The following is a 16,012-nucleotide window of genomic DNA, read 5'->3' on the forward strand; positions in this document are numbered from 1 at the left end:
GGTAATGATAATTTTAGAGAAAAAAAATGCCAACTCCTGCACACTCCAATTATAGTGAAACGATAGGTGATTGTCAGGATCTTATCGGTGTTATTGCTGAATATGGAACAAGTGGCGCTTATGGTGCAACTTCACGGTTTCATAGAGAAGCAGATACCACTCGAATACGAAAAATTACTAATCAATTACTCTTAGCAGTAGCTTATGGCATGGAAAGCAAGGAAGCCAATATCCCTGTTAAACCCAGTGATGTAGGCAATCTATTTAAGTCGCACCTTTACGCAAAAGAGTTATTGCAAAAATCTCCTAAATTTTTATTAGAACGCGGGGATGTCACCGACTGGGCAGGACGCACGTTTAAAAACATCACTGCTTTCGAATATGCCTTATGGGCAAAAGATTTTAAAATGATAGAGATGATGCTTCATTGCATACCAGAAACCGAAGCGGGCGATGCAATTCGAGCAGCGCTTTTAGAACAATATAAACAAGTAACTACTCCTGTTGATGCAGGCGGCGGTTTAACGTATACCCATGTCTATGACAAGCCTAACCTGGATGCATTAGGCATCCCCGATGGTACGACAACAAGTATTACCGACACGCGCACCGAAAATCATTTTGATATAACTCCACTTTGCGCTGCTTATCAGGACTATGATACTAATTTTAATACGCGTACCTTGCTACAGCGAGATGCCTACTGGGCCAAGTTAATTGGTAAGCAACAGCGCTTACTACCTATACATATATTGCAGCGCTATTGTGACTCTAATACGCCATTTTATCCATTGCCTCAATTTAATCGTGAATTTAAACGTTCTACAAATTTTTATGGTTGTGTTACTAAGTCGTCAGTATCTTCTATTTTCGGTTCGAAGCTTTCTTCGGATTTTGCATTAGGCCGGGGGTGGGGGCGGGGCGTTGGCATGGGGCGTGCGCTAGGCGTCTGGCGGTCCGATTTGGCGGCTATCCGCCAGCTTGATGAAGTCAGTACAAACGAAATTGAAAAAATTACGAGCCTATTATCGCAACCGCGGCATGTTGCCGGGCCTCGTCTTTAAGTTTGTATTTATAAATCAGGCTGTGTGCCAGGACTGAACACATCTCGTCTCTACACACAGCCAAATACCATTTTAATAACTCAAGATAGTGCCATTTTTCGCTTGTCCTCACCCACCAAGTAGCCCAATTTGAAAGATAATTTCTGATCCTTTGCAGAGAGACTCCACCTGCGACCATCTGCTTAACATTCTCACGTGCTTTGCGCAAAGTCCTTGGATGTGGAACTATGCACGCTTGCCCATCTGATGCGTAAGATACTGCCGACTTGTCTCCCCCCCAGTGAGGGCAAACAATGAGCAATAGTATTTTGGAAAGTATCCTTTTCATCGAGATGGTGTACGTTGGTGTTATTTGAGGGTGGGTAAAAGCCGAATAAAATCGGATGCAACTACAAAAGTGCAGGTTATGCAGCAGTATTGGGATTAAACCTAAGACAGACTAGCCGATATATATCAGGAGAGGTATATCCAGAGAAAGATAAAATATGAATAATGAAGTAAATTAAATATAATAAGGACTTACGATAACGTTGAGGTTAAGGCAAAAAATGATTTTAATGAGGGATTAACTAAATGACCAAATTAAAATCATTTTTTAACAAAGAGATAGACGTTTTGCGTAAGTCCTTTTACATTTCCCAGTAGTTAACCCCTGATTTCTTAACTATATAATCAACGAATTCCTGATGTTTAACTAATTCTTCCTCTTGCGCGAGTATGACGGGGGAGGTACTTGAAAGGGAGATGGTTACGGAAATCTTGTCCTCTTTCTTCATAGAAACCTCTTCGGCAAATAAACTACCTTGCCCGCCTGTCATTGCTAGATACACTTTCGCTAAGATTTCGGCGTCTAATAAAGCACCGTGAAGCTCACGATTGGAGTTGTCTACTTCATAACGTTTGCAAAGTGCATCCAAGCTGTTGCGTTGTCCTGGGTGTTTTTCTCGCGCATAGACTAACGTATCAAAAATTTTACAATGTTGTTCGATTTTTTTTGGCCACTTGGCAAAGGTAAGTTCTGCATTTAAGAAGCCCACGTCAAAAGGCGCGTTATGGATTATTAATTCTGACTCTTGAATAAACTGAACGAATTCATGGGCAATATCACCAAATAGAGGCTTATCTTGTAGGAATTGCGTACTGATTCCATGCACCTTAAACGCAGCTTCCTCTACTTCTCTTTGCGGGTTTAAATACATGTGAAAATGGTTACCCGTGAGTTTACGATCGATTAACTCTACACAGCCTATTTCTATAATTTTATGCCCTAACTCAGGTCCGATACCGGTCGTTTCTGTATCTAATACTATTTGTCGCATTTCTCAACCCGCCCGCATTAATTCTTCGATAGCCTGATTAGCTAACAAATCTACCCGATCATTTTCCGGATGACCGGAATGTCCTTTCACCCAGTGCCAGGTAATCTGATGCACTTGGGCTAAAGCATCCAGCTCTTGCCAAAGATCTGCATTTTTGACTAGTTCTCTTTTTGCTGTACGCCAACCTTTCGCCTTCCACGTAGCTAGCCATTCTGTCATTCCTTGGCGTAAGTATTGAGAATCGGTATAAAGATCGATCTGGCAAGGTCTTTTGAGCGCATTAAGTGCTTTAATGGCGGCAGTCAGCTCCATGCGATTATTTGTGGTATATTCTTCCGCGCCACTCAACGTTTTTTCTACATCATTATAACGCAATAAAGCCCCCCATCCCCCTGGGCCCGGATTTCCTTTACAAGCTCCATCAGTATAAATTGTAATAGCCATTATTTACTCTTCTTTAAACGCATTGAATGCGAATTCGCCATTTAATATTTGTTGCTTAATAATTGCAATATCTGGGGCAAAATATCGATCAGAATCGAAGGGTTCTACATACGTTCTTATTTTGTTATAAACTTTTTGTAGTTTTGGTGAAGTTTTTAGGGGTTTTCTAAATTCCAATCCTTGGGCTGCCGCTAATAATTCAATCGCCAATATAGTAGCTGTATTATCCGTCATTTGTTGTAATCGCAAGGCCGCCGAGGTGGCCATAGAAACATGATCTTCTTGATTAGCCGAGGTAGGAAGGCTGTCTACTGAATGAGGATGAGAAAGTGCTTTATTATCACTGGCACAAGCTGCTGCAGTAACATGTGCAATCATAAATCCCGAGTTTAATCCACTGTCTTTAACTAAAAAAGCAGGTAGACCACTAAAATTTTTATCAATAAGTAATGCAATTCTCCTTTCCGCATTAGCGCCCATTTCCGCTATTGCTAATGCCAAATTATCAGCTGCCATAGCAATCATTTCTCCATGGAAATTACCACCAGACAAAATATCTCCTTGCTCAGCAAAAATTAAGGGGTTATCCGAAATAGCATTCGTCTCTACTTGCAATGTTTGCCCAACAAATTCCATTTGGTGCAAAACAGCGCCCATAATTTGCGGTTGGCAACGTAAAGAATAGGGATCTTGTACCCGATTGCAATCCCGATGTGATTCACGGATTTCACTATCTTTTAATAATTCTCGATACAAAGTCGCTACGTCTACTTGTGCTTGATGCCCTCGCGCGAGTTGTATACGTTGATCAAAAGGAATGTCACTGCCACATGCCGCATCAACTGATAAACTACCTGCCAAGATAGCTGTCTCGAAAAGATACTCGCTAATAAAGAATGCGTGCAGGCATAATGCCGCTGAAACTTGTAACCCATTGATTAAAGCTAAACCTTCTTTGGGAGCAAGGTCTAAAGCAGCAATACCTGCAATTTTTAATCCTTCTACAGCACTTATAATTTTTCCTTGATAGCGCACTTCTCCCTCGCCTATTAAAGGTAAAGAAAGATGCGCCAAAGGAGCCAAATCGCCTGAAGCACCTACAGAGCCCTTAGCTGGAATGCAAGGATAAACTTTCGCATTAAACAATGCACATAGATGTTGAATTAATTCTATTCTTACGCCGGACAAACCTTGAGCGAGACTATTAATTTTTAATAACAAAATTAAAGCCACTATTTCATCATGTAACAACTCACCGGTGCCACAAGCATGCGACAGGAGTAAATTTTTTTGTAACCGTTGCAATTTTTTTGAGGAAATCGTCTGATTTGCTAGCAAACCAAACCCGGTATTAATCCCATAAACCGTCTTTTCCTCGGCAAGAACCGTTTCAACAATTTGCAAAGCCGCGTTTATTTTTGGGAAAGCAACCGCGGCCACTTCACATTGCTTATTATTCTTTAAAATGTCCTGAATAGTTTTTATGTCCAGACCACCTGGAGTCAAAATAAAGCGTTGCACTTGTCTCTCCCTAAATCATAGGCAACCAAAGATTATTTTCTTTTGCACATTGTTTAGCTTGATCATAGCCCGCATCTGCGTGACGCATGACACCACTAGCTGGGTCATTGAATAAAACGCGCTTTAATCGAATAGCTGCCTTTTCACTCCCGTCGGCGACTATAACCATACCTGCATGTTGGGAAAATCCTAAGCCAACCCCGCCCCCGTGGTGGATACTGACCCAAGTAGCACCGCTAGCACAATTTAACAGAGCATTTAATAAGGGCCAATCTGAAACAGCGTCTGTGCCATCCAACATTCCTTCGGTTTCTCTATTGGGGCTGGCCACGGATCCTGAGTCTAAGTGATCCCTTCCAATCACTATCGGTGCTTTTACTTCTCCATTTTTAACCATTTCATTAAAAGCAAGAGCTAATCGATATCTATCTTTTAAACCCACCCAACAAATTCTTGCCGGTAAACCTTGGAATGCAATTCTATCACGCGCCATAGAAAGCCATTGATGTAAATGAGTATCTTCAGGAAGCAATTCTTTCACCTTCGCATCCGTGGCATAGATATCTTCAGGATCTCCTGATAATGCTACCCAACGAAAAGGGCCAATGCCTTCGCAAAATAAAGGACGAATATACGCTTGAACGAAGCCGGGAAAATCAAATGCTTGCTTTACCCCTTCTTCAAATGCCATTTGGCGAATATTATTACCATAGTCAAAAACAGGAATACCCTGCTCATGGAAAGAAAGCATTGCTTTCACTTGCAAAGCCATAGACTCTTTGGCTGCAGCAATTACTTTATCAGGATCAGTTTGACGAAGCGTTTTAGCTTTCTCCAAGGACCATCCCCTAGGTAAATAACCATTTAATGGATCATGTGCACTTGTCTGGTCTGTTACTAAAGAAGGTTTGGCACCTCTTTCCACTAGTTCTGGATAAATATCTGCAGCATTGGCTAAAAGCCCAACGGAAACGGGGGTATTATTTCTGCAGGCACTTTCAATCCAATCCAAAGCTTCTTCCAGATTATCGGTATATTTATCTAAATAACGGGTTTGCAATCTCTTCTCTATGCGTTGCGCGTCACATTCAACCGCTAATATACTAGCACCAGCCATAGTAGCAGCTAGCGGTTGCGCACCTCCCATCCCCCCAAGACCTGCAGTTAGCACCCATTTTCCCTGTAAATTACCGTGATAATGTTTTTTAGCTGCGGCAATAAATGTTTCATAAGTGCCCTGAACAATACCTTGCGAACCAATATATATCCAGCTTCCTGCAGTCATTTGGCCATACATCATCAGACCTTTTTTATCTAAGGTATTGAAATGGTCCCAGGTAGCCCAATGAGGAACAAGATTGGAATTGGCTATGAGAACTCGAGGGGCGTCTTCATGTGTTTTAAAAACACCGACAGGCTTTCCCGATTGAATAAGTAACGTTTCATCCACTTCCATTTTTTGAAGAACTTCAATAATTTTATCAAAACATTCCCAATCACGGGCAGCCTTCCCTATCCCACCATAAACAATTAAACTTTCTGGCGCTTCAGCAACTTCTTTATCCAGGTTATTGCAAAGCATGCGCAGGGGCGCTTCGGTAAGCCAACTTTTTGCAGTAAGTTCCGATCCGTGTCTAGCCTTTACATTGCGCGAGCTATCAATCCTTGTCATCCTTTTCTCCCATAACAGACATAACCATATACTAAAAAAAATCCCTTTAAAAGGCGAGTTGTTATAATAATAAACACTATGATAGACTGGTATTTTACTAAGTCAGTAGAGTTATTTGTGTCAATTGGGGAAATTAACCATCCGCCGTCTTTGCGTATATTTTTTGCTACTGAGATGTGGGAACGTTACGGTTTTTATGTAGTTCAAACGCTTCTTGCACTTTATCTTCTCAATCACTTTAAATGGGCCGATTCCCGAATTTATCCTGTAGTTGGTTCTTTCACCGCTATTACATATATTTCCCCAGTCATTGGGGGGTGGATTGCAGATCATTTGCTGGGACAAAAGCGTACTATATTAATTGGCGCTATTGTATTATTTTTTAGTTATTTACTTTTAGGCTTTATCCACACTGATCAAGCACTGATGCTTATGTTAGGTGGTATAGCTGTTGGCACAGGCCTTTTAAAACCCAATATTTCTTCTTTATTAGGAAATGAATACCCACAAACCTCTGCAAACAGGGAAAGCGGATTTACCATCTTTTATATGGGAATAACCAGCGGGATTATTCTTGGCACGTTATTACCAAGCTACATTCAACAATTATTTGGCTGGTCAGTGACATTTTTAAGCGCTGCTTTTGGTATGGTTATTGCCAGTATTGTTTTTGTCTTTGGTATTTATAGGTACCGCATTGCTGATTATCATCCCTATGCGCATCAAAAAGAAAAAGTTCTTTATGCTGTGGCTCTTATTTCCCTTTTATGGTTAATTTCCTTTTACATATTACGTGACCCTCTTTTAGCTAATGGGGTTTTCGCAATTGTGGTTATTCTATCCATTGGTTTTATCATCTCTAATATTAAACAAGACGATCATGAGCAAGCCATACAAACGATTATTATAGGTCTTTTGTGTTTAATTTCTGCTATGTTTTGGTCTTTTTATTTCCAGATGTTTTTATCTTTAACGCTTTTTTTAAAACGCGTTGTGCAACCAAGCCTTTTTGGAATCCCTTTTCCCCCTCCTTATTATGTGGCCGTGCAAAGTGTAGGAATGATTATTTTTGGTTATTTCCTGGCACGATCCAGGAAAAATCTTTCTCTGCCGCAACGGGCCATCAGCATCGGAAATAAGTTTCTGATTGCAATGATTTTTATTTCGGCTGCGTATTTATTAATTACGATAGCCAGTAATACGAGCAGTGATAATTCTTTGTTATCCCCTCTGTATTTCATTCCTGCTTATTTATTCATTTCTATTGCTGAACTGCTATTGTCCCCGGTCGGACTCGCCGCAGTCACAATGCTAGCCAGTCATAAAAAAGTTAGCACGATGATGGGGATCTTCTTTGTGTCCCTGGGTATAGGCGGATTTTTGTCAGGAAAATTAGCTAATCTTACTTCAATCCCGCAAAATCAGCTCGAAACAATTTCTGTCGAGGCGTTAAAAAGTCTTTATGGGAATTCTTTTAAAATATTATTTCTCATTCTGGTTGGCTTATCCTTTGTAAGTCTTGTATTAAATTTAATTATTAAAAGACTTATTTATAAAACTTTTAATAAAGTTTCAGTATGAATTGCGAGCTAATACAAATACTGCTTTTTTCTGGCGTTTTTTTTATCGCTTTGGTTTTAATCTCTCCCTGTAAAAAGATTTTTCAAATCGCAGAGATAGAAGGCTCTCGGCTTTCCTATTTGGACGGGTTGAGGGGCATTGCTGCTTTGTTGGTGGTTGCTTGCCATATAAACCAACACTTGCTTAGTTTTTTTAAAATTACACAACCGCCGATTATTGCTAATAATTTTGGTATTGTGGGAGTAGAATTATTTTTTGCTTTAACGGCATTCCTGTTTACAACACGGGCTTTAAAAGGCAATTTTAATCCGGCTGTTTTTTATTTATCCCGTGTTAAACGTATAGCGCCTTTATATATATTCGTTGCCTCAGTTAGCCTGGCTATTATTTTTTTACTCCCCCAAGTTTCCATTGCCAGCTGGCAAAACGCTGTGGTTGATGTCATTTCTATGGTGAGCTTTGGATTTATCGGTGCAGATTCTTTAATCATTGAAGGGTTTAATGCTTTTGCTTTTATTGGAATTGCATGGTCTTTAAGCTACGAATGGAAATTTTATTTAATTTTACCGCCTCTCTATTATCTTTTTTCGCACTCAAGAAAAGCAAGTATCGCAGTCATTGTTCTCCTGCTTGCTATAGCTTTTAAGGATTTTTATCAAAACCCCCACCATACTTGCATCTGGTCATATTTTTTAGTCGGAGTTTTTGCAGCACTTTTGTTTCCGTTCATTAAAAATTTTAAAAATACTTTCAAACCTTTTCTTGCAATCATTATTTTATTATCAATAATCAGTGCCGCTTTCTTTCCTGCTTTCTCATTACCACAATTAGTATTAATACAAATTAGTTTTCTAGCTATCCTGCTATGCCAACCCAAAATTCTGGGCAGTAAACCTTTGGTCAATTTAGGGCAAATTAGTTATAGCATATACTTAATGCAATATTTAGTAATGATGCCTATTATAAAAACTGCTAAAAATTTAGATATTTTCTCAGCAACAGCAGAAATGAAATTTATCTTCGCATTTTTAATAGTGGTATGTTTAATCCCCGCTTCTTGTTTCACGTATCAATTTATTGAGCAACGGTGGATAAAAAAGGAAAAAGAATTACCCGCAAGTACAATGGTTGCAGAAGGGACGTAGGTTGGGCCGAGAGGCCCAACACAGAAAACGAAAAGAGTTGTTGGGCCGTTGGCACCAACCTACATTAGAATCTATCCCTAGCCTTGATGCAGCAAAGCATAGTCAAGGGACGCATCCGGTCAATGCCTCTTCTTGTAAGGTCTTATACAATGCCTCATCCATCCCTATCACAGGTTTCCAGTTTAAAAGCGTACAAGTCTTTTCAATATCAAGTTGCAAAGAGCCGCCTAAACGTTGCCATAAAGCTTCTTTACCTAACAGTGAGCTTATACCCTTTAAAAGCATTCTCGGTATATAAATGAGCCACGGGGATTTGTTAAGTGCCTGGCCTATTTTTTGTAATAACTCTACGGAGGAAATATCAAATCCATCACTCACTAAAAATACTTGATTTGCAGCATTAGGATGGTCTATACAGCAATTAATTAAATCCAAGAGGTTATAAATGGATACCAAACTTCTTTTATTATGATTTAATGCAGCTAAAGGCAGAGGTAACCCTTTTTGTATGGTTTGGATTAATCGCCTGAAGTTCCCTTTCACATGAGGACCATAAATTAATGGAGGTCGGATAATAACCACTTCTAACCCCGTTTCTTTTGCTATGGAAAATAATCCTTGCTCTGCCTCCAGTTTCGAAACCGCGTAAGGATCTTGAGGGCTAGGTTTATCATCAGCAAAAAATTTATCATTGTGCGTTATTTCCCCGTTTACTTTTATAGAGCTTATAAAAATAAACCGTTTGACTCCATGCGTGGCGGCTTGACGCGCTAAATTTAAAGTTCCTTCTACATTAATTTTCCTAAATTCTTGTAGGGGGTCAGTAGCCGTTTCACGCATAATATGGACTCGTGCAGCTGTATGAATAACCACGTCACAACCCTTTAATGCCGGCGTCCAGTCTGTTTGTTTAGAAACATTGCCGATGGGAATTTGCAACTCTTTCGGCAAAGCAGAATTAACACTCCTTACACTCGCTTGTACTTTATAATTTGAATGCTGAAGTAACTTTTGTACCAATTGCTTTCCAACAAATCCTGTTGCCCCAGTAATTAATATATTTTTTTTATTAGGTTCCATATTTATCCTGGCTAATCCAATACTTGCTGAATAAAATCCAATTTTAACAATAAGGTTTTAATTTCTGGAACACTTAACTGTTGCGTGTTGTGCGAAGTATAGTCGTCAAACTCGGCAATTTCGCATTCACCTTCAACGAAATACTTTTTATAATTTAAATCACGGTTGTCAGCACGAATTCGGTAGTACCTGCCCATATCTTGAGCTTTAGCCATTTCTTCTCTGGACACCAAAGATTCATACAGCTTCTCCCCGTGTCGAGTACCTATTATTTTAACTTCATTATTAGCATTAAATATTTCTAAAATAGCTCGAGCTAAATCTGCAATCGTTGAAGCGGGAGATTTTTGCACAAAAATATCCCCTTGCTCGGCATGTTGAAATGCATGTAGCACTAAATCCACAGAATCTTCCAATGACATTAAAAAACGCGTCATTTTAGGGTCGGTAATAGTAATTGATTTATTGGCTTTTATTTGTTCGATAAAAAGGGGAATTACTGAGCCCCGAGAAGCCATAACATTGCCATAACGGGTAGCACAAATGACTGGACCATTTTTGTCAATCGTTCTTGATTTAGCCACAACAATCTTTTCTGCCATAGCTTTAGAAATACCCATCGCATTAATAGGATAGACCGCTTTGTCCGTACTGAGAACGACTACGCGTTTCACATGGGCCTGAATAGCCGCATTTAAAACATTCTCGGTCCCTAATACATTCGTACGTATTGCTTCCATAGGATAAAATTCACAGGAAGGCACTTGTTTTAATGCAGCCGCATGGAATACATAATCGACTCCCTGCATAGCATCCCTAATTGCGGCGGGATCACGTACATCACCTATATAAAATTTCACCTTGTCATTATTTAACTCATTACGCATGTCTTCCTGTTTTTTTTCATCACGACTAAAGATGCGTATTTCCCGAATATTGGAAGATAAAAAGCGATTTAGAACAGTATGTCCAAAAGAGCCTGTGCCGCCAGTAATTAAAAGGACTTTATCAGTAAACATTATTTAACTCCAAACAGATGGCGCGATGCATGCATAGAAGAAATTAACTCAGGCCATTGGGGAGGGATATAACCTGTAGCGCTGTTAAAACGCTCTGCATTTAAGGAGCGATTAATTTCTAGTGCCGTATCTTCAATGATATTGATCTTTTTATTATAAACTTCCGCTATTAAAGAAAGTAAAGAATACTTATCAATAGCGTTTGACGCTACATGGTAAAGCCCTGAAAGATCTTCTTGTGGTAAAACATAATCCCGTATGATTCTTGCCAGCTCCATCGTTGGAAAGCCAGAAAAAATCGCTTTAGAAAAACCTTTTATATTCTCTTTTTGCGACAAAAACCAGTCAACAAGCGCATAGTTACTATTAAGCTCATGCCCAATAATCGAAGTACGAATGGTCAAAGCGCTCCCTTTACTTACCTCTCCTATGTATTTGGACTTGCCATATAAATCTTCTGCATCAGAAAGATCTGATTCTCGATAATTACCTTTTTTTCCTGAAAAAACACAATCCGTACTTATATGTATTAATCGTGCTTGTATTAAAGAAGCAATGTTTGCCAAACGATGAGGTAACATGGCATTAATAGGTAATACTACCAAGGGATCTTTAGCTACTGCTAATTGTTTAATGAGTCCAATACAATTAATAATTACATTAGGTCTAATTGTTTCACAGACTTTGAGTAAATTGTCAATGTCGAGTACTTCGACATCATTTACTATTCTGGCATGGTATTCCTCAGGAAAGTGGTTTAGAGCACTTTTTTTACGCAACGTACCCCAAACTTCCAAATTTTTTGCTTGATTTAGGCTGTGGAACACCGCACTTCCCAACATGCCAGTGATACCGAGTATTAATACCTTCATTCAATAGACTCCTGAAGAATTCGATTATTGAAGATTTCGACCAGCCGTTGGGCCTGTTTCGTCATTTCAAAATGTTTTAAAAAATAAGCGCGACCCGAATCGCCCATACGCTCTCTTTCTTGGGCGGGCATGTGGTAAATCCGCTCAATATTTTTTGCCAGTGCAATAGCATCTTCAGCAGGACTTACTAAACCTGATTGAGAAACCTCCACAATTCGAGCGCCTTCGCCATTTAAGGCAGCGAGAATGGGTTTGGCTGCAGCCAAATAAGCTTGGATTTTGCTAGGTATTGTGTAAGTAAAAATTTCTTCATTTTTAAGTGTTACTAATAATGCGGACGCACGTTTAAAAATAAGAGGCATAGCGGAGAGAGAAAAGCGTCCGGGAAGTAATATATTAGTCAAATTATTTTGTTCAATTTCCTCTTTTATCCAAGCAGTTCTGCTGCCACTACCAATTAGAATAATTTTACAATCTTCCAAATGCGTTAATTTTTTCCCAGCCTGGATAATGGTTTCTACAGATTGGGCATTTCCAAGATTTCCTGCGAAAACAAAACATTTATTTTGTTCCAGAATTGCGAGGAGTTTTTGGGGTAACTCCTTTTTTTCCTCTGCGACCGCTGGTTCTAAAAAAGGATTAGGGTAATAAAACACTTTGTTAACCGACGTATATTTAGAAATCGGCTTAATAAATGCATTGGATTGAACCAATAAAGTATCTGATTTACTGTAAATCCACTGTACTAGCTTCTCTAAAGGTTTTAATAATAATTTACTTTTTACAAATCCAGTCGCCGAAATACTTTCGGGCCATAAATCTTGCACCCATACTGCGAGATGGCTTTTAGTCCGCCATTTTAAGAAAATTGCCGGAATTACTGAAGTAATTGGAGAGGGTACGAAAACCAAAGTAACATCAAATTTTTTATTTTTTACCAACCGTGGAAAATAAAAGAGACCACTGAGAATAAAAGAAAAATAATTTAATATTAGATTTTTGACACCTTTTTTTCTCGGGATAATCGGAACACGGTGAATCATTACCCCTTCATACATCTCATTTTGAATACCGTAAGCTTTATATCCCGGAAAAATATCCCCATCGGGATAGTTTGGTTTTCCGGTTATCACCTCAATGAAATGACCTTGATCCTTTAAACATTTAACCAAGTCACTGATTATGAAAGTTTCGGGCCAATAATATTGAGAAATTACAAGGATATTCACTACTGCCTCTGGTTAACTATTTATTCGTAGAATAGCGTGATACAAATTTATTATTTTTTGTCCCACAGAATCCCAGGTATAATTTTTCAGAATTAATTGCTTTAAATTATTTCCCATTTCTTCACGGTTAGTATTTGAGAGCATATGTGCCAAACCTTGTTTGACGCCCTCTTTATTAGCCGGCACCACCAGCCCGCCTTGAATTTTTTCTAAAGAATTAAAACCACATTGATCAGTAATCACTGCCGGTTTGCCGAATACGCCTGACTCTAGAAGAACAATTGACATAGCCTCTTTCCGGGAAGGTATGACTAAAAAAGAACTATTTTCATACAGTGCGCTTTTCTCATTTCCCGAAACACTGCCATAAAAATGAATTTTATCCTCTAGTTCTAAATCGGATACTTTTTTCTTTAAAGAGCTCAGCATTCCCCCGTCAGGTCCTGCAAAAATCAAGTGATGCGAAGTTTCTTTAGCTAACTCAGAAAAAGCATCCAAAAGAATATCCGGGCCTTTTATACTATTTAGACGACCCATAAATAAAATGTAAGGAAAAGAGAAACTGGTTGCTTCTCCTTCATTTTTTAATTGGGCTAAATGGACCCCATTGGGGATTAAGGTAATTTTTTCTTTTGAAACTCCATACGATTGGTACTGATCCAACTCATTTTCAGCAATTGCAATATGCCCATTGGCATTTTTTATAATTTTATTACCAATAATTAAATTAAATAAGCTTTTGATTATTTTTGAACGCCCCATAATTTGAAGAGCACCCGCAGGACAAACCACATAGGGTTTCTTGTAAGACTTGGCAAATAAATAAACGAAAGCATTTAATAATGTCCAATGATTCATTAAATGAATAATATCTGCATTTTTAACAAGGTTTCTAATTGTGCGTAGACTTTTCCGCGGAATGTAAAATCGATTAGACCAATATGAAAGCATAGTAACTTTCACATTTTTTAAAGCATCCATTTTTTCAATAGATAATTCTGAAGACAAAGTAAGAATCGTACAATCAAATCCTTTCTCTGCCAAAAAATTGCTCATTTGAAATGTTCTCTCGGCGGTGCCTCCACCGGTGAGAGAATCAATCGATAGATTTACATTTAATATTTTCATATTTATACCAATTAAGGAAGTTTTTCAGCCCTTCCTTAAAGTGAACTGGTTTCTTAAACCCTTCTTGTTTTAGGTTAAGATTAATAAAGCTAGCTCTTGGGTGAATATTACCCTTGCTTATTATCTTATAAATTGCAGTATAAAAAAATAAAGGTAAGAATAAATGTGGTATTTTTGATTCTTGAATATTAAGTTCAGCCTTTATTAGGGATTCGACATTTTTAAATTCATTAGAATAGTCTTCATCATCAGAAATTACATAGGTGTTAAATTGTAAATCTTTTTTTGTCATTAAAAAATAGAGAGCCTCGATAACATTCTCTATATAGACCAGATTCATTTTTCGTTGAGATAATAAACAGGATTTTAAATAATTTTTAAATTTAGTTTTATGCGAAAGATCATGAATTAATTTCAGCAAATTTTTTCCTCCAGGGCCAAAAACCTGTGTGGGTCTTAGAATAATAATTTCCAACTCCCCACTAAATTTTTTCATTAGCAATTCTTCAATCGCCATTTTGGTACACGCATATTCGGTAATGGGCAAACAAGCAGTCTTTTCATCAATCACTACCTCTTTAACCCCCCCATAAACCGAGGAAGAACTACAATGAACCAGGCGTTTTACCCCTGCTGCGGCACAGACCTTGGCAAGATTTTCTATAGCCTGAAGGTTTTGCTTGCAGTCTGCATCCCATAAATAAACCAAATTAACAACGACATCACAATCTTTAACAAATCCTTCTAAACAGGCACTGTCTAACAAATCCCCTCTAAAACTCGTTACGTTTTCAGGTAAAACCTGCAATGGTTTTCTAGATAAAACGTTAATCTCATGCTCATTAGCCCTATATGATGATAATAAATGGGTGCCAATAAAGCTACTTGCTCCAGTTATTGCAATTTTCACGCATTGCCTCTTTTTAATCGGTTAATAGTTTTTTTATATTTTTTAAGTAGCGCATGTAGGCTTCTATTTAGTACGGCATTGAGGATTATGCGATAAGTTTTTGCGGCATAGAGGGCTTTTGGATTTAAAATAAACGCTTTAGAAAAATATTTAAGCCCTACCTTGTACCTGCTTGAACGCCAATGGGTACGACCGGAAATTAAATAGGCTTGACTTAAAATTTGATCTTTAATTTCTAATAGTTTTTCATCTTTAGTCGTTGCTAATTGACTGCTTAATAGACGTACATATTCATCCGCGCGATCAAAATTTATTTTCCTATAACTGGCTGACTCTTCATGAATTCGATGACAACCTAAGATATGAGGGATACGCTTGAATTTGCCTAGTTGGCATAAACGTAAATGAAACTCATAGTCGCCAATTTGTACAAAATTTTTATCCCAACCCCCTATTGTTTCGAAACCTTCTCGACGAAAAAAAGACCCCACGGCAACAGGAGTAGTCGACTCTAAAAACAATTGATAAAAATCAAATTCCTTTGTAATAAGAGTGCGTATAGGTTGAGAGTCCGCATTTATTAAAATATTATCTCCATACGTTAAAATTACCTCGGGATTTTCCAACAAGTATTGTACAGAGAGGCTTATTGCATTCGGCTCTAAAGTATCATCAGCACTCAAATAACCAATAAACTGCCCTTTAGACATCTGCCAGCCTTTATTTACCGTTTGTGCTTGCCCCATATTTCGGTGAGTTTCAAAATAGAACTGCCCTTTATATTGCTCAAGATACCTGGCGGTATTATCGGTAGACCCATCATCCAATACAATGAGCTCCACATTGGGATAATCTTGGGCTAAAACACTTTCAATAGCGGCTTGTAAATAGGGCATACCATTGTATGAAGGTATGACTACACTAACTAGGGGATATTTACTATTCTCCATTTTCTTTCACTACCTTTAAAATAATAGAGCCCTATACCTGTCATCATTAATGCATATAAAAAATACGTTAATGCAAAG

Annotated in this window: 14 protein-coding genes; 3 read left to right on the plus strand and 11 right to left on the minus strand. The window is 38.4% G+C overall.

What is annotated here, in order from left to right; translation table 11 throughout:
• Positions 1–26 precede the first annotated feature (26 nt).
• Complete coding sequence (locus EL206_RS06570; protein ID WP_141117167.1) at positions 27–1,064, plus strand: hypothetical protein; 1,038 nt, start codon at positions 27–29, stop codon at positions 1,062–1,064.
• 629 nt (positions 1,065–1,693) lie between these two features.
• On the opposite strand, the gene dnaQ is transcribed toward EL206_RS06570, so the two are convergent.
• Genes dnaQ through hutU form a run of 4 tightly spaced genes read right to left on the minus strand, consistent with a single transcriptional unit; the run spans position 1,694 to position 6,020 of the window.
• Positions 1,694–2,383, minus strand: a complete 690-nt coding sequence (dnaQ, locus tag EL206_RS06580; protein ID WP_058461736.1) for a DNA polymerase III subunit epsilon — start codon at positions 2,381–2,383, stop codon at positions 1,694–1,696.
• Between the two features lie 3 nt (positions 2,384–2,386).
• Complete coding sequence (gene rnhA / locus EL206_RS06585) at positions 2,387–2,827, minus strand: ribonuclease HI (protein ID WP_058461737.1); 441 nt, start codon at positions 2,825–2,827, stop codon at positions 2,387–2,389.
• A 3-nt stretch (positions 2,828–2,830) separates the two neighbouring features.
• Positions 2,831–4,348: a histidine ammonia-lyase gene (gene hutH, locus EL206_RS06590; protein WP_058461738.1), complete on the minus strand. Its 1,518-nt coding sequence runs from the start codon at positions 4,346–4,348 to the stop codon at positions 2,831–2,833.
• Positions 4,349–4,358: 10 nt separating this feature from the next.
• A complete protein-coding gene (gene hutU / locus EL206_RS06595) occupies positions 4,359–6,020 on the minus strand; it encodes a urocanate hydratase (RefSeq protein ID WP_058461739.1) in 1,662 nt (553 codons plus the stop codon).
• Between the two features lie 117 nt (positions 6,021–6,137).
• Between hutU and EL206_RS06600 the strand changes: the two genes are divergently transcribed.
• Together EL206_RS06600 and EL206_RS06605 are read left to right on the plus strand one after the other, a co-directional pair.
• Positions 6,138–7,601 (plus strand): peptide MFS transporter, encoded by a 1,464-nt coding sequence (locus EL206_RS06600; RefSeq protein WP_269473127.1) that lies wholly within the window; start codon positions 6,138–6,140, stop codon positions 7,599–7,601.
• Complete coding sequence (locus EL206_RS06605; protein WP_058461740.1) at positions 7,598–8,746, plus strand: acyltransferase family protein; 1,149 nt, start codon at positions 7,598–7,600, stop codon at positions 8,744–8,746. Before EL206_RS06600 ends, EL206_RS06605 begins: the two co-directional genes overlap by 4 nt.
• Positions 8,747–8,848: 102 nt before the next feature.
• Here EL206_RS06605 and EL206_RS06610 read toward each other — a convergent pair whose 3' ends face one another.
• From EL206_RS06610 to EL206_RS06640, 7 genes are read right to left on the minus strand one after another with little or no spacing between them, the layout of a single operon-like run.
• Positions 8,849–9,826 carry a UDP-glucose 4-epimerase family protein gene (locus tag EL206_RS06610; RefSeq protein ID WP_058461741.1) on the minus strand — a complete coding sequence of 326 codons (978 nt, stop codon included), beginning with the start codon at positions 9,824–9,826 and terminating at the stop codon, positions 8,849–8,851.
• An 11-nt stretch (positions 9,827–9,837) separates the two neighbouring features.
• Positions 9,838–10,845, minus strand: coding sequence for an SDR family NAD(P)-dependent oxidoreductase (locus EL206_RS06615; RefSeq protein WP_058461742.1), 1,008 nt, complete (start codon positions 10,843–10,845; stop codon positions 9,838–9,840).
• Positions 10,845–11,717 (minus strand): dTDP-4-dehydrorhamnose reductase family protein, encoded by an 873-nt coding sequence (locus tag EL206_RS06620; protein ID WP_058461743.1) that lies wholly within the window; start codon positions 11,715–11,717, stop codon positions 10,845–10,847. The genes EL206_RS06615 and EL206_RS06620 overlap by 1 nt, the downstream gene beginning before the upstream one ends.
• Positions 11,714–12,946, minus strand: a complete 1,233-nt coding sequence (locus EL206_RS06625) for a glycosyltransferase family 4 protein (protein WP_058461744.1) — start codon at positions 12,944–12,946, stop codon at positions 11,714–11,716. The genes EL206_RS06620 and EL206_RS06625 overlap by 4 nt, the downstream gene beginning before the upstream one ends.
• Before the next feature lie 12 nt (positions 12,947–12,958).
• Positions 12,959–14,074 carry a glycosyltransferase gene (locus EL206_RS06630; protein ID WP_058461745.1) on the minus strand — a complete coding sequence of 372 codons (1,116 nt, stop codon included), beginning with the start codon at positions 14,072–14,074 and terminating at the stop codon, positions 12,959–12,961.
• On the minus strand, positions 14,043–14,984 hold the full coding sequence (locus tag EL206_RS06635; protein WP_058461746.1) for an NAD-dependent epimerase/dehydratase family protein: 942 nt from the start codon (positions 14,982–14,984) through the stop codon (positions 14,043–14,045). Before EL206_RS06635 ends, EL206_RS06630 begins: the two co-directional genes overlap by 32 nt.
• Positions 14,981–15,934 carry a glycosyltransferase gene (locus EL206_RS06640; RefSeq protein ID WP_058461747.1) on the minus strand — a complete coding sequence of 318 codons (954 nt, stop codon included), beginning with the start codon at positions 15,932–15,934 and terminating at the stop codon, positions 14,981–14,983. The genes EL206_RS06635 and EL206_RS06640 overlap by 4 nt, the downstream gene beginning before the upstream one ends.
• Positions 15,935–16,012 lie beyond the last annotated feature (78 nt).

Origin of the sequence: Legionella adelaidensis, assembly GCF_900637865.1 — a bacterium.
GTDB lineage: Bacteria > Pseudomonadota > Gammaproteobacteria > Legionellales > Legionellaceae > Legionella_A > Legionella_A adelaidensis.